General features: G+C 67.2%; 20 protein-coding genes and 3 tRNA genes. 11 read left to right on the forward strand and 12 right to left on the reverse strand.

The genetic code is table 11. The annotated features are described in order from the left end of the window. Positions 1 to 522: 522 nt before the first annotated feature. Entirely contained in the window at positions 523 to 1,704 is a 1,182-nt protein-coding gene (locus tag G3I17_RS24775) for a Fic family protein (protein ID WP_164599992.1), read from the forward strand. Between the two features lie 583 nt (positions 1,705 to 2,287). On the opposite strand, the gene G3I17_RS24780 is transcribed toward G3I17_RS24775, so the two are convergent. The 4 genes from G3I17_RS24780 to G3I17_RS24795 all read right to left on the reverse strand — a co-directional run bounded on the left by G3I17_RS24780 (position 2,288) and on the right by G3I17_RS24795 (position 3,976). Beyond that, positions 2,288 to 2,360 (reverse strand) — tRNA-Phe (locus tag G3I17_RS24780). A gap of 47 nt (positions 2,361 to 2,407) precedes the next feature. After that, positions 2,408 to 2,484 (reverse strand) — tRNA-Asp (locus G3I17_RS24785). Positions 2,485 to 2,542: 58 nt separating this feature from the next. Further along, positions 2,543 to 2,615 (reverse strand) — tRNA-Glu (locus G3I17_RS24790). Positions 2,616 to 2,779: 164 nt separating this feature from the next. Then, positions 2,780 to 3,976: a hypothetical protein gene (locus G3I17_RS24795; RefSeq protein ID WP_164599993.1), complete on the reverse strand. Its 1,197-nt coding sequence runs from the start codon at positions 3,974 to 3,976 to the stop codon at positions 2,780 to 2,782. Positions 3,977 to 4,119: 143 nt separating this feature from the next. On the opposite strand from G3I17_RS24795, the gene G3I17_RS24800 reads away from it, so the two are divergent. Further along, a complete protein-coding gene (locus G3I17_RS24800) occupies positions 4,120 to 4,470 on the forward strand; it encodes a metallopeptidase family protein (RefSeq protein ID WP_164599994.1) in 351 nt (116 codons plus the stop codon). Positions 4,471 to 4,504: 34 nt separating this feature from the next. Here G3I17_RS24800 and G3I17_RS24805 read toward each other — a convergent pair whose 3' ends face one another. From G3I17_RS24805 to G3I17_RS24830, 6 genes are all read right to left on the reverse strand, one after another. Then, a complete protein-coding gene (locus tag G3I17_RS24805) occupies positions 4,505 to 5,233 on the reverse strand; it encodes a polyprenol monophosphomannose synthase (RefSeq protein WP_164599995.1) in 729 nt (242 codons plus the stop codon). A 202-nt stretch (positions 5,234 to 5,435) separates the two neighbouring features. Continuing rightward, the gene (locus G3I17_RS24810; RefSeq protein WP_164599996.1) at positions 5,436 to 6,020 is read right to left on the reverse strand and encodes an SIS domain-containing protein; all 585 of its coding nucleotides are present in this window, start codon (positions 6,018 to 6,020) and stop codon (positions 5,436 to 5,438) included. Positions 6,021 to 6,042: 22 nt separating this feature from the next. Further along, positions 6,043 to 7,071: a LacI family DNA-binding transcriptional regulator gene (locus G3I17_RS24815; protein ID WP_164599997.1), complete on the reverse strand. Its 1,029-nt coding sequence runs from the start codon at positions 7,069 to 7,071 to the stop codon at positions 6,043 to 6,045. Between the two features lie 133 nt (positions 7,072 to 7,204). Further along, positions 7,205 to 7,993 (reverse strand): ATP-binding protein, encoded by a 789-nt coding sequence (locus tag G3I17_RS24820; RefSeq protein WP_164599998.1) that lies wholly within the window; start codon positions 7,991 to 7,993, stop codon positions 7,205 to 7,207. 206 nt (positions 7,994 to 8,199) lie between these two features. Further along, positions 8,200 to 8,589, reverse strand: coding sequence for an STAS domain-containing protein (locus G3I17_RS24825; protein ID WP_164599999.1), 390 nt, complete (start codon positions 8,587 to 8,589; stop codon positions 8,200 to 8,202). A gap of 139 nt (positions 8,590 to 8,728) precedes the next feature. Beyond that, entirely contained in the window at positions 8,729 to 10,105 is a 1,377-nt protein-coding gene (locus tag G3I17_RS24830) for a hypothetical protein (RefSeq protein ID WP_164600000.1), read from the reverse strand. A 91-nt stretch (positions 10,106 to 10,196) separates the two neighbouring features. On the opposite strand from G3I17_RS24830, the gene G3I17_RS41030 reads away from it, so the two are divergent. The 3 genes from G3I17_RS41030 to G3I17_RS24845 all read left to right on the forward strand — a co-directional run bounded on the left by G3I17_RS41030 (position 10,197) and on the right by G3I17_RS24845 (position 13,677). Continuing rightward, positions 10,197 to 10,844, forward strand: coding sequence for a DUF305 domain-containing protein (locus G3I17_RS41030; protein WP_164600001.1), 648 nt, complete (start codon positions 10,197 to 10,199; stop codon positions 10,842 to 10,844). 31 nt (positions 10,845 to 10,875) lie between these two features. Next, positions 10,876 to 11,580 carry a DNA alkylation repair protein gene (locus G3I17_RS24840; RefSeq protein ID WP_343238415.1) on the forward strand — a complete coding sequence of 235 codons (705 nt, stop codon included), beginning with the start codon at positions 10,876 to 10,878 and terminating at the stop codon, positions 11,578 to 11,580. A 90-nt stretch (positions 11,581 to 11,670) separates the two neighbouring features. Next, positions 11,671 to 13,677 carry a neutral/alkaline ceramidase gene (locus G3I17_RS24845; RefSeq protein ID WP_164600002.1) on the forward strand — a complete coding sequence of 669 codons (2,007 nt, stop codon included), beginning with the start codon at positions 11,671 to 11,673 and terminating at the stop codon, positions 13,675 to 13,677. Here the strand turns inward: G3I17_RS24845 and G3I17_RS24850 are convergent. Both G3I17_RS24850 and G3I17_RS24855 read right to left on the reverse strand, forming a co-directional pair. Then, positions 13,664 to 15,145, reverse strand: coding sequence for a DHA2 family efflux MFS transporter permease subunit (locus G3I17_RS24850; RefSeq protein WP_343238403.1), 1,482 nt, complete (start codon positions 15,143 to 15,145; stop codon positions 13,664 to 13,666). The two genes, G3I17_RS24845 and G3I17_RS24850, sit on opposite strands and share 14 nt — an antisense overlap. Before the next feature lie 49 nt (positions 15,146 to 15,194). Beyond that, positions 15,195 to 15,908, reverse strand: coding sequence for a hypothetical protein (locus G3I17_RS24855; RefSeq protein WP_164600004.1), 714 nt, complete (start codon positions 15,906 to 15,908; stop codon positions 15,195 to 15,197). Between the two features lie 216 nt (positions 15,909 to 16,124). Between G3I17_RS24855 and G3I17_RS24860 the strand changes: the two genes are divergently transcribed. The 6 genes from G3I17_RS24860 to G3I17_RS24885 all read left to right on the forward strand — a co-directional run bounded on the left by G3I17_RS24860 (position 16,125) and on the right by G3I17_RS24885 (position 21,431). Then, positions 16,125 to 16,964, forward strand: a complete 840-nt coding sequence (locus G3I17_RS24860) for a DUF4397 domain-containing protein (protein WP_203590711.1) — start codon at positions 16,125 to 16,127, stop codon at positions 16,962 to 16,964. An 8-nt stretch (positions 16,965 to 16,972) separates the two neighbouring features. Next, positions 16,973 to 17,599: a class F sortase gene (locus tag G3I17_RS24865; RefSeq protein ID WP_203590712.1), complete on the forward strand. Its 627-nt coding sequence runs from the start codon at positions 16,973 to 16,975 to the stop codon at positions 17,597 to 17,599. Positions 17,600 to 17,672: 73 nt separating this feature from the next. Further along, positions 17,673 to 19,046 (forward strand): S41 family peptidase, encoded by a 1,374-nt coding sequence (locus G3I17_RS24870; RefSeq protein WP_164600006.1) that lies wholly within the window; start codon positions 17,673 to 17,675, stop codon positions 19,044 to 19,046. Positions 19,047 to 19,089: 43 nt separating this feature from the next. Continuing rightward, a complete protein-coding gene (locus G3I17_RS24875; RefSeq protein ID WP_164600007.1) occupies positions 19,090 to 19,710 on the forward strand; it encodes an L-threonylcarbamoyladenylate synthase in 621 nt (206 codons plus the stop codon). A gap of 92 nt (positions 19,711 to 19,802) precedes the next feature. Then, positions 19,803 to 20,774, forward strand: a complete 972-nt coding sequence (locus G3I17_RS24880) for a penicillin-insensitive murein endopeptidase (protein WP_343238404.1) — start codon at positions 19,803 to 19,805, stop codon at positions 20,772 to 20,774. Between the two features lie 12 nt (positions 20,775 to 20,786). Then, entirely contained in the window at positions 20,787 to 21,431 is a 645-nt protein-coding gene (locus tag G3I17_RS24885; RefSeq protein ID WP_203590713.1) for a nitroreductase family protein, read from the forward strand. Positions 21,432 to 21,455 lie beyond the last annotated feature (24 nt).

The following is a 21,455-nucleotide window of genomic DNA, read 5'->3' on the forward strand; positions in this document are numbered from 1 at the left end:
ACATCCGTGCAACTACGGATGGTCGCTGAGGGGATTCACGGGCATTGGCGGTAGGCCCAAATGGGCCGGATTCACGCTTGGAGATGGTGGTCAGGGGCGGTCTCGAACCGCCGACCTTCCGCTTTTCAGCTCGACAGCGGCCCATGTCGAAGCCGCCTACATTTCTGCTGGGCGTTGGGGCTGCGCTCTGGCGGACGCATGCTGTCGCAGGCCGTTGCGGTACTTGTTGCGGTAACGGCTGCGGGTCAGTGCTAGGAGCGATTGATCCAAGGGACCCGCCCCGGTTGAGCGGTGCGCGATCCTCTCTGTGCGCGCTCTGACTGCCGGGCCGCTCGTCGCGAGAGGTCCTCAGGTGTGATCTAACCTGGACTAGTATCGCTGTAAGTCCAGGTTAGATAGATAACCTGGACTTAACGACGAGGAGATCCAGGTTTGAGTCAGCAGATCACCGCAGTCTGGCAAGCCAATCCAGACGCCTACGGACCGCGCAAACACAGGCGTCCATGCGAGTACACAGCGTACGTGCCTGACCTGCTCAGCGCCCATGGGTTGGATTTCAGTGCTGAATTCGCGGCGGACATCGTCGACGCCGAACGTGCCCTGGCAGCCTTCGGCGGACCCGGCGAGCATCATCTGGAGCAACTGGCACGGTTCTTGCTGCGAGCTGAGGCCGTCGCATCATCCAAGATCGAGGGCCTGCAGGTCAACAGCCGCCGGCTAGCCAGACATGAAGCGAGGTTGGCGGCCGGAGTACAGGACAAAGACGCGACAGCCGACGCCGTTCTGGGCAACGTCAAAGCCATGAACCACGCGGTGCAGTCGGTTGCAGTGGTCGACAGGGTCGACGTAGAGGATCTTCTCGACATACACCGGGCTCTCATGGAGCACTCGGACCAACCCGAGATCGCCGGTCTGATCAGAACCAAACAGAACTGGATCGGTGGCAACAACTTCAACCCTTGCCAGGCGGCCTTCGTACCGCCGCCACCGGAGTACGTCGAAGCATTACTCGAGGATCTGTGCGCGTTCGTAAATCGCGACGATTTACCCGGTACGGTGCAGGCCGGATTGGCCCATGCGCAGTTCGAGACGATCCACCCCTTCGCAGACGGGAACGGCCGAACCGGTCGTGCCCTCATCCATGTCATCCTCAAGAGGCGAGGGCTGACAAGGGACTTCATCCCGCCGATCAGCCTTGCACTCGCGACTCGCGCCTCGGCATATGTCGACGGACTGTCCAGCTTCAGATACACAGGCCCCCCGGACGGACAAGCGGCGCTCGATGGTCTCCGCGACTGGCTGGACCTGTTCCTGACTGCAACCCGGCGAGCCACCGCCGACGCAGCCGCCCTGCAAAAAAGTCTGGCGGATCTCGAGTTGGATTGGCGAGCCACACTCAACCCACGCAAAGGCAGCGCGGCCGAACGTCTGCTTCCCGAGTTGATCGGGCATCCAGTGATCAGCGCAGAAGATGTCATGCAACTGACCGGGGCGAGCAGATCCGCTGCGTTCGCGGCCATGGAAAGCTATGTCGAGGCCGGAATCCTTCAGCCAATCGGCAATCAGCGGCGCTCACGTCTCTATGAGGCTCCGAAGGTGTTCGGGATCCTCACCGACTATGAGCGAGCGTCCGCCACCGAGTCAGGCAACACCCGGGGTGAGCAGCCTAAGCGCGCGGTTCCTTATCGACAGAACCATTCGTGAGTGGGGTAGCTGTTGCAGTCTCAGGAGCGGCGAGGGCTCGCTTCGCCAGCGGCCCATTTTTTGTCACCCGGGCGGACCATCCCGGCCGGGTACCAGGTTCAAGCCAGGCAATGGGCCGTTCGCGCAGGCGGATCTCTGCTCTGATTCCAGGTCCATCCGCTGCCAGCCACCGGATGCCTACCGCGCTCGACGCCACAGGCTCGCCTATGTCATCTCCTGATGTGAACTCCGCAGGGTTGCGGAACGGCATCTCAGCACCGCTCTGCCATGGTCGTTCGAGCGGGTCAGGGCCGTGGTTGTACAACCACACGTCGCTGACTATTTCGTCTCCGTCCAAGAGGTACGCGTAAGCCACGGCATCGTCATCCTCCACGATGACCCGCCAGTTCTCATGATCGAACCCCTGCAGGAAGCCCACCGCTGTCACCCTCCGCAAGCCACGACGTGAGTGCTGACCGCCCATCGTTTGGGCGGTCATGCGCGATGACCATATACAGTCAACCGCCCGTGGAAAGTCGGCGGACGTTTCGGTACTGGGGATGTGTCGGCGGTTCTCCGATGGAGAAACCGCAGGTCAAAAGGGTGGTCAGGGGCGGTCTCGAACCGCCGACCTTCCGCTTTTCAGGCGGACGCTCTACCAGCTGAGCTACCTGACCGGGAGAGATTAATGGCGGCGGTGTGTGGACACCCGCCGCCACTCTCCTGGCGACCCAGACGGGACTCGAACCCGCGACCTCCGCCGTGACAGGGCGGCACGCTAACCAACTGCGCTACTGGGCCTAGCAACTCGATGATGCTACACCATCATCGAGCCTCGTTCACTTTGGTCTTTCGACCGTATCCCCAACGGGATTCGAACCCGCGTTACCGCCTTGAAAGGGCAGCGTCCTAGGCCACTAGACGATGGGGACTCGGACCGCGGGAGCCGAAGCTCCGGGGACATCGGTAAGCATAGAGGAGACTTTGCCGAGGTCCAAAACGAGTTCCTGGGCAGGCGAATCAGCGGCCGAAGGAGTGGGGGGACACGTGGCGCGGGAGGTGAGGAAACCGGACCGTGCCACGTGTCCGTCAGGGGTCAGTCGGCGTCAGGTGCGACCAGCGCGGGGAGCACCGTTTCGAAGCGGGCGGCGAAGACGCGGGACGGCAGGACGACGCCCTGGCGCCGGGCCGACTCGGCGACGCCGAAGCCCCACAGGGCGGCGCGTGTGCGCTGGTTCGGGGTGCCGTGGTGGCTTGGTGCTGAGAAGCCACAGTCGCCGATCTGAGCGAACATCTGGACGAACTGCTGTACCCGGCGCCAATGCATGTTGTCGCCGCGCCTGTGGGTCAGGAAGTACGCGCTGAACGCGTCCGCCATCAGCTCCGTACGCCGGGTCGCCTCGGGCGCCGGCAGGGTCGACTGGAACAGCCCGTCCTCGTACTGGATGTGGTGACCGAACTCGTGCCCGATGATCGCCTGCGTGGTGACGTCTCCCAGCCCGACCAGGGCGAAGCCGTCGAGGACGCCGTCGCCCATCACGATCCGGTCCGGTACCAGCCCGATCCCCGGCGTGGGCACGCCCTCGGAGCTGTTCGCGTAGGCGTTGAAGGTGAAGATCGGGTGGTCGCCGAACTTCAGCGCCGGGGTGTCGACCTGGGCGGCGATGAACGCCGCGGTGTTCGCCGACAGGTCGGCCGGCTGGCCGTAGATGGTCGTGAAGACCTTCGTCACGCGAGCCTGGTTCAGCAGCATCCGGCCGTGCGCGGGCACCAGTTGGATGTCGTACGACTTGATGTCCCAGAATCTCTTCAGGTCCTTGAAGGTCTGGGTCGCCTTCTTGCTGTAGGCACCTTTCGCGCCGAACGTGTACGGCCCGGGCGTCGACAGGTACGCCGCCTCGGTCATCGGGATGTCGAAGAGGATGGCGTAGACGGCGGCGAGCCGCTGGTCGGCGGTCCAGTCCTGGATGCCGGCCGAGATCGCGTCGAGGACGGGCGGGTTGGCCGTCGGACAGTCGTACTGCGTCGGATCGATCACATCCAGGACTGCCGAACGCAGCGGGCTGTCGTCCAGCCCGAGCCGGGCGCGAGTCGCCTCGGCCGCCGCCCGCGCCGCGGGAAGCCCGGCGATGAGCTGATCCGCGATCGGCGACGAGGCAGAGACGGCAGAGACGGCAGAGATGGCAGAGACGCCAAAGGCGGTCGAGGGGGAAGCGACAGCGGGGGCAGCGAGCGCGGCGGGCAGGACCAGCGTGGCGGCGAGTACCGCCGACCAGATTGTGCGTTTTCTCATACGGAACTCCTGGCGAGGGGGACGGAACCGGATGGCCGTCAGTATTCGCAGGAGTCGGTACGCACTACGAGGAGTTCCGCTGTCGGAAACCGGCATGGCAAGAACCTGAAGCCGGATGTGGAACACCTCACTAGGCTGGCCAAGTGATCGAGATGAGCCGGGCTGATTTCGAGGTGCTGGTGTCCGAGGCGCTGGATCAGGTGCCGCCTGAGCTGGCGGGGCTGATCGACAACGTCGCGGTGTTCGTCGAGGACGACGCGCCGCCGGGCGACCCGCAGCTGCTCGGGATCTACGAGGGCATCCCGCTGACCGAGCGCGGGCACTACTACGGCGGTGTGCTGCCGGACCGGATCACCATCTACCGCAACCCGACGCTGGAGATGTGCGAGACGCTCGAGGACGTCGTCGACGAGGTGAACATCACCGTGGTGCACGAGATCGCGCACCACTTCGGCATCGACGACGCCCGCTTGCACGAGCTGGGTTACGGCTGACCGGTACTTCGTACCAGCCCGCCGTCGCCGGGTCTCAGGAGCGCTTGAAGAGCAGCTTCCACGGCATCAGGGCCGATTCGAGCTGGACCTTGAAGCTCATCTTCGAGGCGCCGATGGTGCGCTCCTCGAACCGGATCGGGGTCTCGGCGATCCGCCGGCCCTGGCGGACCGTGCGGTAGTTCATCTCGACCTGGAACGAGTACCCGTTGCTCTGGATCGTCGCCACGTCGATCGCCCGCAGAGTGTCCGCCTTCCAGGCCTTGAAGCCGGCCGTGGCGTCCTTCACGTGCAGCCGCAGGAGCGTGTTCACGTAGACGTTCGCGAACGCCGACAGCAGCCGCCGGTGCCAGGCCCACTCGGCCGCGGCCTCGCCGCCCTCGACGTACCGCGAGCCGATCACCACGGCTGCGTCGGTGGTCTGCAGGATCTCGACCATCGTCGGGATGACGGCCGCGGGGTGCGACAGATCGGCGTCCATCTGGATGATGATGTCGGCGTTCTCGTCCAGCGCGCGGCTGATCCCGGCGATGTAGGCGCGGCCGAGGCCGTCCTTCGCGGTCCGGTGCAGCACCGAGACCTCCTCGGGCGCGGCCTTCGCCAGCTCGTCGGCGACGTCGCCGGTGCCGTCGGGGGAGTTGTCGTCGACCACCAGCATCTGCAACCCGGGCAGCTTCAGGTCGGACAGCAGGGCCGCCAGAACGGGCAGGTTCTCCCGCTCGTTGTAGGTCGGCACCACCACGATGATCTTGGCGCTCTCAGCCATTCTCAATCCTTCACAAAGGCCATCTCCGGACACAGGACGCTATCGCATCAACTGTTCGAACCACGCTTCGGTGACGTGATCAAAGATTGCAGTACGGCGTACGCGGGCTGTTCGGGGCGGGCCGGCCACTTCGCGGCGGTCTGTGCGAGCAGGCCGCCGCGAAGGTGCTGGCTAGTGGGTTGGCGGATGGACTAGCGGTCGGTCAGAAGGCGGCTGCCCACTGGTCGACGAGTTCGCTGACCATGTGCAGGGCCAGCAGGTGCATCTCCTGGATCCGGGCGGTCTCGTCGGCCGGTACGACGATCGCGAGGTCGGCCGCCGCGGCCAGGCCGACTCCGCGCCGGGAGGTGAAGGCCACCGAGCAGGCCCCGGCCGAACGGGCCGCTTCCAGCCCCTTCACCACCGTCGGCGAGGTCCCGGAGGTACTGAAGCCGACCACCATGTCGCCCGGCCGGACCAGCGCCTGGACCTGCCGGGAGAACACTTCGTCGTAGCCATAGTCGTTGGCGATGCAACTGGTGACGGCTGCGTCGCCGACCAGGGCAACGGCGGGTAGCGGCCGCCGTTCCCTCAGGTAGCGGCCGATGAGTTCACCGACCAGGTGCTGTGCGTCGGCAGCGGATCCACCGTTGCCGTAGGTGTAGAGCACCCCGCCCAGGTCGAGTCGGCGGATGAGCTCGTCAGCGACCGCTTGGATCGCGTCTAGCTGGCTGTGCATCGCCTGGGCGACCTCGGTGTGACGCTCGAGCTGCCTGGCGATGACCCGGTCTACATAAAGTTGTGTCATGTGCCGGTGGTACGCCAGAAATTCAGTTTCTGGGAGCGGGTCCGGTGGATCCGCGGACAACAAGACGTGGCGCGACCCGGACGATTCGCCGTCTGGCAGGCAGTTCGTCCCTGATTCTGGCCAACAATAGTTGCGCAGAGCTACGACCCAGATCCACTGTGTGCTGATCCACCGTGGTGATGCCCGGTTGGACCAGTGACATCCACGGAACATCGTCGTACGCGGCGAGGCTGATTTTGTTCGGTATCCGGAGTCTCCGGCGCTTCAATTCGGCCAATGCGCCCTGTGCCAGCACGTTGTTCGCCGACAGGATCGCGGTCACGTCGTGCTCGTCGAGCAGCTTGCGGGTGGTCTGCTTGGCGGCCTCGGCGTCGAAGCTGGTGAAGACGATCAGGTCCTCGTCGAGCTCCAGACCGGCCTCCTCGTACGCCGCCCGGAACCCGGCCAGCCGGCCAGCGCCGGTGGACCATTTCGTCTCATCGATCAGCAGGCCGATCCGCCGGTGGCCGTGCCCGAGCAGGTGCTCGGTCAGCTCCCGCGCCCCGGCCTTGTTGTCGCTCAGGACAGCGTCGCCGCCCCGGCCGAGCTGCCGGTCGGCGGAGACCACGTGGATCCCGTTGTCCTGCAGCATCTTCGGGCAGGCGGCCGCGACCGGGGTCACGATCACCCCGGCGACCTGCATCGCGAGCAGCGTCTCCGCCGCGTGCATCTCCTCTTCGGGGTCGCCGTTGTCGTTCACCAGGATCATCTGGTGCCCCTCGAACCGGAGCACCTCCTCGATCCCGGCGGCCAGATCGGCGTAGAACGGGTTGCGCAGGTCGGAGATCAGGACGCCGATCGCGGTCGACGTCCGGCTGCGCAGGTTGCGGGCCATGTGGTTCGGCACGTAGCCGAGCCGCAGGGCGGCCGCCTGGACGCGCTCGCGCACCTCGGGTGAGGCGTAGCCCCGGGTGTGCAGGGCGCGCGACACAGTCGATGGCGAGACGCCGGCCTCCCGGGCGACGTCCTGCACGGTCGGCCGGCTCTGCTGCTTCCTGGATTCCCCGGTCACAGGCGTCATGGTAGGGCCACGATCGCCGATTCGTGTCCCTTTGGCCTCCATCGTGAGCAAAGCGCCGCACCGATGAGCGTGGGACTACGCATGCCGCGGGGACCACGATTGCCCGCAGAGCGTCTCCGGCGGGTTACAGACCGTTGCGCCAGCTGTTGTTGATGGCGACCCGGGCGTTCGGCGATCGCAGCCGGACAGTGGCCCAGACGAGCTTGCCGCCGGTCGACGTCGGGCTGGCGCCCCACGCGGTCGCCAGAGTGGCAACGATGCCGAGTCCCAGCCCGCTCTCGCGAACGCCCGGCGGACGGCGTACGGGCAGCTCAGGGCTGCCGTCGGAGACCGCGACCATGAGGACCTGCCGGCGCAGCTCCAGCCGGAGCTCGGCCTCGGTATGGGCGTGCCGGACCACGTTGGCCACCAGTTCGGACACGATCGCCACCGCGTCCTCGGAGACCTCCTCGCAGTGCCACAGCTCGCAGACCGAGGCGACGAACCGGCGCGCCGTGGCCGCGCTGTGCGGCTCCGGGGCCAGCCGGAGCTTGCTGAACTGCCGGGCCGGCGGGGTGCGGATCGATGCCAGTGCCGAGGCGAGGTCGGGAAAGACGGGGATGAAGCGGGCGATCAGCTCCGAGTGCTGCTGCAGCTCGTGGCTGCGGTTCCGGCCGGTCACCAGCAGCAGGGGAGTGCCCGACCAGTCCGCGACCTGGCGGGCGAGGTTGGTGAAGACGCTGAGCGAGTACGCCCGGGCGAGCACGAGGTCTTGCAGCATCACGATCACGGCGCCGGGCTGGTCGGCCAGCCGTCTGGCCAGGAAGGATCGCAGTTGCGGCGCGGTTCTCAGCTCCAGCGTTCCCGACGGGCTGACCACCACCGCCTCCCCGACGGTCCGGACGCCGATCGCGAGTGGACTTCCGCGAGCCATACGCATCCCCCTCCCCAGGCCGCCGCGACCCATCCCCGTGGGTCGTGCGGCAACGTTGCCATCACCCGTCAGAGCCCGGCAGTGACTCAGCGTTCCCATCCTCGGCGCGGGTCAATCCTCTTCGGGCAGGCCGGTATCACACGGTGACCACCGGTACGCCGATCCGCAGGGCGCCCGGCCGGCCGTAGTGCCGGCGTGGGAGCCGGTCAGGAGCCCAGATGCTGGAGGGCGTCGTCGACGGAGGCGAAGATCCGGAAGTCACGCCCGAGGCCGGTGATGGTCAGCGGACGGTCCACCGGACGCCCGACGCCGACCAATGCGAGATCGATGCCATGTTGCCCGGCCAATTGCCTGGCCTCGACCAGATTGCCCAGCCCGGCCGAGCTGCAGAACGTCACCGCGGACACCTCGATGAGCACCAGTCGCGCCGGTGGAGCGATCGCCGCCCGGATCGCTTCGGCCGCGAACTCGGTGGTGGCGATGTCGATCTCACCGGACAGCCGGACCACCAGCATGCCAGGCTGAACTTCTTCGGTGACGGCTCCGAACGTGGTCCGGATCATCTCGCCGTCGCCGCCGTTGGGCTGGCTCGTCACGCTGTCTCTCCCCCGGGTGCTCCCGCGACGCCGGTCGGTCCTGGCGCGGTGGACAACAGCCCTGGTATCACCGTATGCCCGAACACTCCGGGGTCACAACGGTTGTTTGCCCGTGGACCCCGGAGTGCGACGGAAACGTTTACGAGAAAGCTGGCTGCGTCTGGACGTTGAGCTCCTTCAGCTTGACGCGTCTGGCCGGGTCGGTGCGCTTGTCGTCGATCCGGAAGACATCGAAGGACTTGACCGATTCAGTGCCGTAGATGGCACCGTTGTAGTAGTAGACGGACCAGTAGCCGCCGAAGTCCGCCGGCTCGATCGCGGGGCGGTCGAAGTACCCGATCTCCTTCGGGTGCAGCGAGTCGGTGAAGTCCCAGACCGAGAAGCCGCCCTGGTACCAGGCCTGCACCATGATGTCGCGACCCTTCACCGGGATCAGCGAGCCGTTGTGCGAGACGCAGTTCTCCTCGACGGCCTGGTGCCGCGGGATCTTGTAGTAGCTGCGGAAGACCAGCTTCTTGTGCTTGATGTCGAAGATCGCGGTGGCGCCCCGGTTCGGACCGACCTCTGCGTTGCACTCGGCACCGCCGCCGCCACCGAGCTCGTCCATGAAGACGACCTTGGTGCCGTCGCCGTTGAAGGTGGCGCCGTGCCAGAAGGAGAAGTTGGCCGCGTCCTGGACCCGGTCGATCACCTTCGGGCGCTCCGGCTTGGAGATGTCCAGCAGGATGCCGTCACCCATGCAGGCGGCCGCGGCGAGGTTCCGCGCCGGGAAGGCGGTGATGTCGTGGCAGCCGCTGGTCGTGCTGCCCGTCGGGCTGCCGGGAAAGCCACCGTCCGGGAACAGCACCGGCGACGCCACCACGGCAGCTTGCTCGGGGTGCCGCAGCGGGACCTTCACGATGTCGATCAGGTCGTTCGGCGGCTGGCAGTCCGGGAACGTCACGTTGGGCCGGTACGACGAGTTGTAGATGTAGATGTTCTTCCGCGACTTGTCCGGGATCAGCGTGTGCGTGTGGGAGCCGCAATGGGTCTCGACGGCGGCGATGTAGCGGGGGTTGGCCGGGTCCTTGACGTCGAAGACCTTGATCCCCTCCCACGACTCCTTGATCGTCGCCGGCTGCGGGACGCTCTGGCAGGAGTTGTCACTGCGGGACGAGTCGGTACTGAGGAACAGCAGGCCGTTCGAGACGCTGATGTCGTTCTGGCTGCCGGGACAGGACACCTGGCTGACCAGCCGCGGGTTGGCCGGATCGCCGATGTCGTAGATCGCGAACCCGGAGTAGTTGCCGACGTAGGCCAGCTTGCCGGCGAACGCGATGTCGGTGTTGATCCCGTCGGCCAGCGGTCCGCTCATCGGCGCACTGGCCAGATGGGTGATGTTGTCGCTTTTGGTCGCGCCGGTCTCCGGCGGCGCCGGCACCTCGGCGCTCGCCGGGCCGACGGCACCGATCAGAGCGACGACGAGACCGACACTGAAGCAGAGACTGGCGAGCGTGCGGGGGCGGCCGATGCGCATGCCTTGGTCCTTTTCTGAAGTTGTTAGAACGCTCAGCTTAAGCGTGATAGACACTGTCCGGTAGCGATTTGCCACAGGGAGTGAGGCCCAGGTGACTTTTTCCGCACGCCGCCGGACGATTGCCGTCGTGGTGATCGCCCTGATGGTCACCGGCTGCAGTTCCGACCCCAAGCCGCAGGCGGCGCAGACCCCGCCCGGCCTGCCGGTGATCGTTCCGGGGACGCCGGGCGGGCCGAACAAGACCGTGACGGCGTTGCCCTCCACCCAGGCGACGGTCGACCCGGATGACGTCCGCTTCCTGAGCGACATGATGGTCCACCACACCCAGGCGCTGCTGATGGCGGGATGGGCCGGTACGTCGGCCGCCAACGCGCGGGTGAAGGCGCTGGCCGAGCGGATCCGGGTCGGCCAGCAGCCGGAGATCGCGTCGATGCGGCAGCTCCTCACCGCCGCCGGCCAGACCCCGCCGGACCTGGAACACGTCGAGCACCTCGATCACAGCAAGATGCCGGGGATGGCGACCCAGGCCGAGCTGACCACCCTGCAGAAGACTCGTGGCAAAGCCTTCGACGAGCTGTTCCTGAACCTGATGATCAAGCATCATGAGGGCGCGGTGACGATGAGCGACGAGCAGCTCGAGAACGGCTCGGCGATCCGGGTCGGGGAGCTGGCCCAGGAGGTCAGCGTCACCCAGACGAAGGAGATCGCCACGATGAAGGAACTGCTGAAGGAGCTCTGAGCTGAGCACGATCGACGACCTGCTCAGGGAGATCGACGAGGCGGCCGACCCCGCGATCGCCGAGGTGCTCGCGCGCTACTTCCAGGTCAAGCCCGGCGGCTATGGCGAAGGCGACCTGATGATCGGCGTCAAGCTCTCCACCCTGCGCATCCTGCTCAAGCCGTACCTCCGCGCCGGCCTCCCGTTGCCTGCGATCGAGAAGGCGCTCGCCAGCCCTGTGCACGAACACCGATTGGCGATCCTCTGCCTGCTCGCGGATCGCGCCGGTCGCGCCCTCAAGCCCCGTACTGCGAACCCGGCGGAGCTCACCGCGATCTACGAGCTCTACCTACGGAGTACGAAGTACATCGACAACTGGGACCTGGTCGACTGCAGCGCGCCCGAGATCGTCGGGGCCGAGCTGCTCGACCAACCCCGGGACGTGCTCTACCAGTTGATTGCCTCCAGCAACCTCTGGGAACGGCGGATCGCGCTGGTTGCCACCTACAAACTGATCCGGAACGGCCAGACCGACGACACCTTCGCACTCGCCGAGCGGGTGCTGAACGACCCGGAGGACCTCATCCACAAGGCCTCCGGCTGGATGCTCCGCGAGGCCGGCAAGCACACCGCTCCGGACGCTCTGCGCGCCTTCCTGGATGCTCACGCGACCCAGATGCCCAGGACCATGCTGCGCTACTCGATCGAGCGTCTCCCGGCCGAGACCCGGAGGCATTACCTGCAGCTCGGCAAATAGCCGCCAGACCTTCACAGTGCGCGAGCGAGCCAGTACTCTCCGGTAAAGATGAAATTGACTCAGCTTTCATCCGTGCAGAAGGAGACGCCCATGCGCCGCCCGCTCGTCGCCGTACTCGCCCTTGCGCTGGTCACCGCCGTCGGGGTCAGCGCCAACCAGACCACCACCGCGCAGGCCGTCGATTCGGCGTACCTGGTCGGCCGGGGGATCTCCGACATCACCGGGCCCGCCGCCGAGAACGGGATGATGGGCTACTCGAAGTTCGGCCAGAACACGACCGGCATCCACCAGCGGTTGCGGGCCCGGGCGTTCGTCACGGTCGAGCAGGCGACCGGCCAGCGCGTCGCCTACGTCAACTCCGATCTCGGGATGATCTTCCAGGCCCAGAAGGATGCCGTAGTAGCCAAGCTGCAGGCGAAGTACGGAACCCTGTACTCCGAACGCAACGTGTTGCTCTCGGCGACCCACACGCACAGCGGGCCGGGTGGCCAGTCGCACAACCTGGCCTACAACCTGTCGATCTACGGGTTCCAGAAGCAGGCCTTCGACGCGACCGTCGACGGCATCGTCGAGGCGATCACCGAGGCTCACCAGAACCTTGCCCCCGGCACCATCAGTCTCGGCCGGTCCACTCTCACCAACGCCAGCGTCAACCGGTCCCGCGTCGCCTTCGAGCAGAACCCGGCCGCCGACCGGGCCGCGTTCCCGCAGGCGATCGACCCGGCCGTGACGGTGCTGCGCTTCCAGCAGGGCGGCAACGACGTCGGCGCGATCAGCTGGTTCGCCACCCACGCGACCTCGATCACCAACGAGAACACGCTGATCAGCCCGGACAACAAGGGCTACGCGGCCTACCGCTGGGAGCATGACGAGAAGGGCGTCCGGTACCTCGACGAGGGGCAGGGTTTCGTCGCCGCGTTCCCCAACACGAACGCCGGCGACATGTCGCCCAACCTCAACCTCAGGCCGGGGTCCGGCCCGACCGAGGACCCGCTGCTGAACGAGCAGATCCTCGGCGACCGTCAGCAGCAGGCCGCCGGGCAGGCCTACAACGGGCCGCGGGCAACGATCACCGGCAGCATCGACGCCCGGATGCGCTATGTCGACATGTCGGCTGTTCAGGTGGCTCCGCAGTACACCCCCGACGGCGAGGCGCATCGCACCTGTCCCGGTGTCGTCGGCGTCTCGACGCTGGCCGGCAGTATCGAGGACGGCCCCGCGATCCCGTTCATCCCCGAAGGGGTGACGAACCCGTTCTTCGAGCTGCTGAAGCCGTTCAAGGTCGACGTCGCGCCGTGGCTGATCAGCTGCCAGTCGCCCAAGCTGGCCGCCGTACCGACCGGGTTGCTGCAGGCGACGCCCGACATCGTGCCGATCCAGCTCGTCAAGCTCGGCCAGTTCTACCTGGTCGCGATGCCCGGTGAGGTGACGATCGTGGCCGGCCTGCGGCTGCGGCGGACGGTCGCGGCCGAGCTCGGCGTACCGCTCGAGAACGTGCTGATCCAGGGTTACGCCAACGCCTACAGCTCGTACGTGACGACGCCGGAGGAGTACCAGCTCCAGCAGTACGAAGGCGGCTCGACGTTGTTCGGCAAATACACGCTGCCCGCCTACCAGCAGGAGTTCGCCGGCCTCGCCAAGGCGTTGAAGGCCGGTACGCCGGTCGCGGCGGGAACACATCCGCCGAAGCCGATCACCGCCGAGCTCAACCTGCAGACGGGCGTGGTGTTCGACAGCCCGCCGCCGTTCAAGTCGTTCGGCCAGGTGCTGACCGACGCGGCGCCGTCGTACCAGCGGGGCGCGACGGTCTCGGTGGCGTTCGTGACCGGCCATCCCAAGAACAACCTGCACCGCAACGGCACGTACCTCGAGGTGCAGCGCCAAGTTGGTGGCCAATGGCAACGAGTTGCCGACGACGGCGACTGGGACACCACCTACCGCTGGGAGCGGACGGGTCTGGCGGACTCGAAGGCGACGATCACCTGGAAGGCGACCCAGCCGGGCACCTACCGGATCGTCCACCGCGGCGACTCGAAGGCGCTGACCGGCACGATCACCCCGTTCACCGGGACCTCGCGCACCTTCACGGTGTCGTAGGCGCGGTCTCCGGGGTGGCCGGCGGCGGGGAGATCAACGCGCAGTGCGTGTAGTGAGGCTGGTCCGTGGGAGGCTGCGAAGCCTTCCGCGGGGCCAGTGTCACCCAGGCCAGTATTGCGCCCGCAACGGCCAGGCCGGCCGAGATCCACATCGCCGTCTGGAAGCCGTCGCTGAAGGCGGCCGGGTCGCGGTAGGAGTCGCCCGTGATCCCCGCGGCCAGCGGGATCGCGGCGACCGCCATCAACTGCGCGGTCCGGGCGACGGCGTTGTTGACCCCGGAAGCGACGCCGGCGTGATGGTCTTCGACCGCGGACAGCACGGTGGAGGTCAGGGGAGCCACCGTGCACACCAGGCCGATGCCCAGGACGACGACGGAGGGAAGTACCGCGGTGAAGTAGCCCGCGCCCGGCTTGACCCGCATCATCAGCAGGAAGCCGGCCGCCATGAAGAGCGGGCCGATCGTCATGTGGATCCGGGCGCCGATCTTCTCCGACAGCGCACCTGCGTAGCCCGACAGCGTCAGCATCAGCAAGGTCATCGGCAACAACGCGGCGCCGGCCCAGAGCGCTTCGTACCCGAGGGCCGTCTGCAGGTAGACGACCAGCAGGAACGTGGCGGTGCCGAGCGCGCCGTAGACGGCGACGGTGACCAGGTTGGCGCCGGTGAAGCGCAGGTTGCTGAAGATCCCCGGTGGCAGGATCGGGTGTGAGCTCCGCCGCTCGACCTCGACGAATGCCGCGAGGCCGACGACCCCGATCGCCAGGGTAGTCAGCACGAGAGCGTCGCCGAAGCCGCGATCGCCGGCGCTGATCAGGCCGAAGGTCAGCCCGGCCAGCCCGACCGTCGCGAGCACGGCGCCGGCGACGTCGAGCTTGCCGGCCATCGTCTCGTCGCGGGTTTCCGGCACGTGCCGCAGGGTGACCAGGACAGTGGCCGCCGCGAGCGGCAGGTTGATCACGAAGATCCAGCGCCACGAACCGCTGTCGACCAGGCTGCCGCCGACGAACGGGCCGATCGCCGCGGCCACCGAGGTGAGCCCGGACCAGGTGCCGACCGCCTTCGCGCGGTCCGACGGCCGGAAGCTCGTCTGCAGGATCGCGAGGCTGCCCGGGGTCAGCAGCGCGCCGCCGATGCCTTGCAGGATGCGGCCGGCGATCATCACCTCGAGGTTCGGGGCGACCGCACACAGCAGCGAGGCCAGCGCGAACCAGCTGACGCCGGTGAGGAACATCCGGCGGCGACCGAGCCGGTCACCGAGCGAACCGCTCAGCAGGATCAGCGACGCCAGCATCAGCAGGTACCCGTTGACGATCCACTGCAGGCCCGAGATCTCGGCGCCCAGGTCCTCGCCCATCGACGGCAGCGCGACGTTGACGACCGTGCCGTCCAGGAAGGCCATTCCCGAGCCGAGGGCGGTGGCGGCCAGCACCCAGCGGCCCCGCGCGGTACCGAGAGCGATGGGATCCACGGGGTGAGTGTTGACCATGCTCTCAGCTTAAGCGCTTCAAACGGCTACCTCATGGCTGCATGGGCAGGTTCAACTGGAGTACTGCGAGGGACTGGCCGGCCGGGATGCCCTGCTGGATGCCGAGGCCGGGTGGTTCGCCCACGGCACAACGGGTTTCGGTCATCTCGGGGCAGGTCGCGTTGAGCAGGCCGCCGCCCGCGATCTGGTAGTTGGTGGGCAGCGTGCCGTCGACGCCGGCCATGAGTGGGCTGATCGCGGCGGAGGCCCGGCCGGTCTCGGACGGCAGGCTGCGCACGGTCGACCCGGACAGCCGGTAGACCAGCCGCAACCTCGTCGCGGCGACCGGCAGCGGCAGGTCCTGGGTCTTGCTCAGCTTCACGGTCCCCGTCGGAACGGGCTGATCGTCGGCGGTGATCTTCAAGCTCGTCGCGACCGGCTTGGTCTGCGTCATCATCCCGACCAATTGCTGACCCGAGCGCGGCAATTGCAGGCGGATGAGCGCGACCTCGGTGCGCAGTACGACGTCTTCGGTGATGTCGAAACTGCCGTCGCCTCGCGGTACTGCGGCCAGGTGGATTCCAGGCGCGGTCAAGCCCGGTCCCTCCGCCGTCGGTGGCGGCTGGACCGGCGCGGCCCCACCCCCGTTGGCCAACGGCCCCGGGCTGGGCGCGACCGGAATCCCGGCCTGTTCCTGTGCCGAACAACCTGCGATCGTGCCGATCCCCAGCGTCAGCGTGACCGCCGCCAGCACCGAGTTCCTCAACCTGCTCCGTGCGGACACGCGTGATCGCCCCCAAAGGACCCGGCCACTTCCTCTGGCGGCCGGATCGACTTCCGCATACGATACGCCCGAATTCGCCTCACCAGGCAAATACTTATGCATTTCCAAAGGGGTGGGAAAATGCGGGAACACAGTGTGTCCGGGCAATCTCCATCAGTAATCCCGGGGGGCCGGAATATCAGGACAATCATATCGAGAGTGTCAGGTCCGAAATTTCGCAGAGCGGTTTCCGCGACGCTGGCGGTGACTGTGGTCGCGCTGGGGGCGCTCATCGCGGTACCGGCCCAGGCGGCCGGCAACGGCGTGCTGCACGTGATCCAGGGCCTGCCGGGCCGGACCCTCGACATAGCTGTCGACGGCAAGACGGTCGCCACCGGGGTGAAGGCGACCGAGGTGGTCGGACCGCTCACGGTGGCTGCGGGGGCGCGCAAGATCACCGCGAAGGACGGCGGCAAGGTCGTGATCGAGCGGCAGGTGACGGTGGCCGCCGACAGCAACCTCGACGTCGTCATCCACCGCCCGGCCTCGCCGACGGCGGCTCCGGTGATCACCACGTACGTCAACAAGCTGGCCGCCGTACCGCGGGACAAGGGCGCCCTCCGGGTCGCGCACACCGCGGCCGTCGGGCCGGCTGACATCCGGGTGAACGGAAAGGTGCTATTTGCCAACGTGGCGAACGGGGAATCACTCGACGTAGTCGTTCCGGCCGGCACCTACAAGGTCGAGATCGTGCCCGCCGGATCGACCACACCGGTTGTTCTCGGGCCGTTGGATTTGCCGATCCGGGCGGGCTACCTGACCCGCGTCTTCGCGGTCGGCGAGCCGACCTCGAAGACGATGAACGTCGCGGTGGCGACGCTGAAGCTGCCCGGGGCCGGGAGTGAGAAGCCCGGTCTGGTGAACACCGGTACCGGTGGCCAGGCGGCCGGACTCGGCCTCACCGAAGACCAGCAGGGCTCGAGTTCGCCGCTGTTGCTCCTGGTGGGTGCGCTGGCACTGATGCTGACCGTGGTGGTCAGAAGGGCGGTACGTCGCTGAGGCGGTTCTTGCTCGGATTGCTGTTCATCTGCGTGGCCCTGGAGGGGTGTGCCGCGCAGGTGGACGAGGCAGTCCCGAGTCCAGGTACGGGTGGCGGCGGTACTCCGGCTGTGGTGGAGCCGGAGCCGTCGTCGTCCGCGCTGCCCGGCAGAGTCGGTACGCCGGCCGCCAGCCAGCGGGTCAGATTCGTCCCCACCGAGATCGTGATGCCCGGCGGGGCCAAGGCGGCCGTGCTGCCTGCCTCGACGGTTGGCGGGCAACTCGTAGTACCGGAGCATGTCCGGCGGGTCGGTTGGTGGGATGGCGGCGCTGAGGCGGGTGACCCGTTCGGCTCGGTGGTGATCGCGGGGCACGTCGACTCCGCCAAGGAGGGGATCGGGTTCTTCGTGCGGCTCTTGAAGGTCAAGCCGGGCGAGGTCGTCGTACTCCGCGATGCGGGCCACAGTGCGTCGTACCGGGTGAACACGGTGACGTCGGTGCCGAAGGACGCGCTGGCGACCGAGAGTGGCGCGTTCGACCAGACGGGTGATCACCGGCTGGTGCTCATCACCTGCACGGGTGCCTATGACCGGTCGCGCGGTGGGTACGAGAAGAATCTGGTGGTCAGCGCGACGCCGCTGGGGCTGGCGAAGTAGTAGAGCTAGGCCTACCCCACGTGGGGTGATCGCTCCCTGTCCGAGGTGCTGCGGACCGACCAGAGTTGTCGGTATGAAGCTCACTTCGTTGCATCGGTTGCTGCCAATCGCCGGGATCGCCGCCGGCCTGGTGGCAGCCCCACTGTCCGGCCCGCTGGCTGCGGGTGCCGCGGCCTCCATCGACGGCGTCTGGCAGCTGGACGGCTACGGCACGATCGTTGCCATTGACAACGGTAAGGCCGGGTTGTTCTCCACGACCTCGATCAGTTGTACGCCGGCGGGCGAGTTCCAGCAGACCGGCGAACGGTTCACCGCTGATAGGGAACAGGCCTTCACGGTACGAGTTCGTCGTGACCGCGCGGTGATGCATGTCGAGGGAAACGTCGGCGACAAACACCTGCGCCGGCTGGCGAAACTCCCCAAGCTGTGCAAGGTGCCGGGGGCAACGGGTCCGCTCGCCGTCTTCGACCAGTTCTGGACGACGTACAACGAGAACTACCCGTTCTTCCAGGCCAAGGGCATCGACTGGGCCAAGGTCCGCGACACGTACCGGCCGCGGGTCACGCCGGGGATCTCGGACGCCGCGCTGTCCGGTCTGCTGTCCGAGATGGTCGAGCCGCTGGGCGACGCGCACACCGCGATCCGTACCGCGGACGGCGAGACGTTGTTCGCCGGGGTCCGGCCTGGCACGACGCTGCCGACACCGGAGCTCGAAGGGGTCCTCCGGCCGTACATCGAGGGGACCGCGCTCAAGGGTGTGAAGTTCGCGTCCTATGCCAACGAGCGGATCGGGTACGCCGACCTGCCCGGCCGGGTCGGCTATCTCCGGGTGATCGCTTTCATGGGCTACGGCGACATCCTCGACTACAACGCCGAGCGCGACACCCTGAACGCAACGCTCGACAAGATCCTCACCAAGGAGCGGGTGAAGAACCTCCGCGGCCTGATCATCGATCTGCGGATCAACGGTGGTGGTTCCGACCAGCTCGGCCTCGACCTGGCCTCGCGGCTGACCGGCAAGCCGTTCTTCGCCTACGCCAAGCGGGCCCGCAACGACCCGGCCGACCCGACCGCGTTCACGGCGCCCCAGCCGCTGTTCGTCCAGCCGTCGGAGCGGACGAAGTACACCGGCCCGATCGCGATCCTGACCGGCGGCTCGCAGATGAGCGCCGGCGAGACGTTCACCCAGGCGATGATGAACCGCACTCCGCGCCCGATCCGGATCGGGCAGAACACCCAGGGCGTGTTCTCCGACGTACTGGTCCGCACGCTCCCCAATGGCTGGCAGTTCATCGTCCCGAACGAGGAGTTCCGTACCCGGGACTGGAAGACCTTCGACGGCCCCGGCATCGCGCCGGACGTCCGCACCCCGGTCTTCACCCCGGCCGAGTTCGCGGCGGAGCGCGACACCGCCTTCACGACAGCCCTGAAACTGCTGGTCAGGTAGTCCACCGAGGCATCCCCCGGCCGTTCAGCGCTAGGGTCGGGGGATGGCGAGGTATTTCGACGTGCACCCGGAGAATCCGCAGAAGCGAGCGATCGGTCAGGTGGTCGACCTGATCCGCGACGACGGGCTGGTCGCCTACCCGACGGACTCCTGCTTCGCGCTCGGCTGCCAGCTGGGCAACAAGGACGGCCTCGACCGGATCCGGAGCATCCGGCACCTCGACGACCGGCACCACTTCACTCTGGTCTGCCAGGACTTCGCCCAGCTCGGTCAGTTCGTGCACATCAGCAACGCGGTCTTCCGTTCGATCAAGGCGGCGACGCCGGGCAGCTACACCTTCATCCTGCCCGCTACCAAAGAGGTGCCGCGGCGGCTGATGCACCCGAAGAAGAAGACGGTCGGTGTGCGCATCCCCGACCATGTCGTCACCCAGGCGCTGCTGGCCGAGCTCGGCGAACCGCTGCTGTCGAGCACGCTGCTGCTGCCGGACCAGCAAGAGCCGATGACCCAGGGCTGGGAGATCAAGGAACTCCTCGATCACCAGATCGACGCCGTCATTGACTCCGGCGACTGCGGCACCGAGCCGACCACAGTGGTCGATTTCTCCGAGGACGTCCCAGAGGTCGTCCGGATCGGCGCGGGGGACCCGGCCCCGTTCGAATAACGGCCACCTCTTGCGGTGCGGAAAATTGTGTCCGAAGGTGACCATCAGTGGTTACTTACTCACGGACTCGACCGCCCCGAATGGAGACAACCGTGCCGTCCCTCAAACGAACAGGTCTGGCCCTGTTGACCGTGATCCTGCTGATCGGCGGGATCCCCGGCAGTGCCCAGGCCTATGCGAACGCCTTCTTCCCGACCCAGAGCCTCAACAACCGCGGCGCCGACGTACTGGCGATCCAGTACCTGCTGCAGTACAACGGGCAGTCCGCGCCCGCCGACGGCGTTTTCGGCGCCTCGACCGTGACCGCCGCCAAGGCCTTCCAGACCGCCAAGGGCCTCGGCTCCGACGGCATCGTCGGCCCGCAGACCTGGGGAGCGCTCGTCCCCACGATCCGCTTGGGCGACAACAACGCGGCCGTGAAGGCACTCCAGGTTGAGCTGAACGCCAAGCGCCGCCTCAGCCTCCCGGTCGACGGAGTCTTCAGTACTGCGGTCCGCGACGCCGTCGTCGCGTTCCAGTCCCACGCGGGTATCGGCGCTGACGGCATCGTCGGCCCGATCAGCTGGCGCAACTTCGCCTGGCACTACGACTACCCCGACTTCACCGCCAACCTGTGCGACCAGGACCCCGACGGCAACGGGACCGCGGCCAACTGGGCTGCCGCAGCCGCCGTGGCCCAGCTGGAGCAGGCCGCCCGCACCTTCGCGGGCACGAACCAGGGCAAGGTCGGGTACGGCGACGCCGGGTTCGAGCACGGTGGCGACATCCCCGGCCACGGCAGCCACGAGAACGGCATGGACATCGACATCTGGCCGATCCGCACCGACAACGCCCAGTGCACCGCGGGCCGGATCACGTGGCAGTCGTCGACCTACGACCGCGCCGCTACCCGGCAGCTCGTCCAGATGGTCCGCGCGGCGGCTCCCGGCCACGTCAAGTTCATCTGGTTCAACGACCCGACCCTGATCAACGAGGGTCTGACCGCCGAGTGGCCGGCCCACGACAACCACCTCCACGTCCGGTACTGCGAGAAGGTCCACCCCAACTCGATGTACGTGTGCTGACAAACTGAAGCGGTGACCACACTCGACCTGACCCCAGACGAACTGCTCACCACCACCCGTACGGTCCGCAAGCGGCTCGATCTCGAGCGGCCGGTGCCGCTGGAGCTGATCCGCGAGTGCATCGAGGTCGCGCTCCAGGCGCCGTCCGGGAGCAACCGGCAGACCTGGCACTGGCTGGTGATCACCGACGCGGAGAAGCGGGCCGCGATCGGCGAGTACTACCGGCGTTCCGTGGAGTCCTACCTGGACTCCCCGGGCGCGGCCGGTCGCCTGCACGCCGACGATCCCGAGCGGTCGCAGGTCCAGCAGCGGGTCGGGTCGAGTGTCGCCTACCTGGGCGAGCGGATGGGACAGGTTCCCGTGCTCGTCATCCCGTGCCTGACGGTGAAGTCGTTGGGCGCGGGCAACCAGGCCGGCCTCTGGGGCTCGATCCTCCCGGCAGCCTGGAGCTACTGCCTCGCAGCCCGCGCCCGCGGCCTCGGTACTGCGTGGACCACGCTGCACATGACCTACGAGCAGGAGATCTCCGAGTTGCTCGGACTGCCGGAGGAAGTCCGGCAGTCCGTGCTGCTCCCGACCGCGTACTACACCGGCGACACCTTCAAGCCGGCCCCGCGCCAAGCCACCGACGACCTCGTCCACATCGACGGCTGGTGAGTCACCGGACCTCCAGCTCGGACA

Source organism: Streptomyces sp. SID13031, assembly GCF_010548305.1.
GTDB lineage: Bacteria > Actinomycetota > Actinomycetes > Propionibacteriales > Kribbellaceae > Kribbella.

What these genes read in the sequence shown, in the direction of transcription:
- G3I17_RS24795 (WP_164599993.1), bottom strand. Translation starts at nt 3,976, where the DNA reads ATGAGAAAACGCACAATCTGGTCGGCGGTACTCGCCGCCACGCTGGTC.
- G3I17_RS24805 (WP_164599995.1), bottom strand. Translation starts at nt 5,233, where the DNA reads ATGGCTGAGAGCGCCAAGATCATCGTGGTGGTGCCGACCTACAACGAG.
- G3I17_RS24810 (WP_164599996.1), bottom strand. Translation starts at nt 6,020, where the DNA reads ATGACACAACTTTATGTAGACCGGGTCATCGCCAGGCAGCTCGAGCGT.
- G3I17_RS24820 (WP_164599998.1), bottom strand. Translation starts at nt 7,993, where the DNA reads ATGGCTCGCGGAAGTCCACTCGCGATCGGCGTCCGGACCGTCGGGGAG.
- G3I17_RS24830 (WP_164600000.1), bottom strand. Translation starts at nt 10,105, where the DNA reads ATGCGCATCGGCCGCCCCCGCACGCTCGCCAGTCTCTGCTTCAGTGTC.
- G3I17_RS24845 (WP_164600002.1), top strand. Translation starts at nt 11,671, where the DNA reads ATGCGCCGCCCGCTCGTCGCCGTACTCGCCCTTGCGCTGGTCACCGCC.
- G3I17_RS24870 (WP_164600006.1), top strand. Translation starts at nt 17,673, where the DNA reads ATGAAGCTCACTTCGTTGCATCGGTTGCTGCCAATCGCCGGGATCGCC.
- G3I17_RS24875 (WP_164600007.1), top strand. Translation starts at nt 19,090, where the DNA reads ATGGCGAGGTATTTCGACGTGCACCCGGAGAATCCGCAGAAGCGAGCG.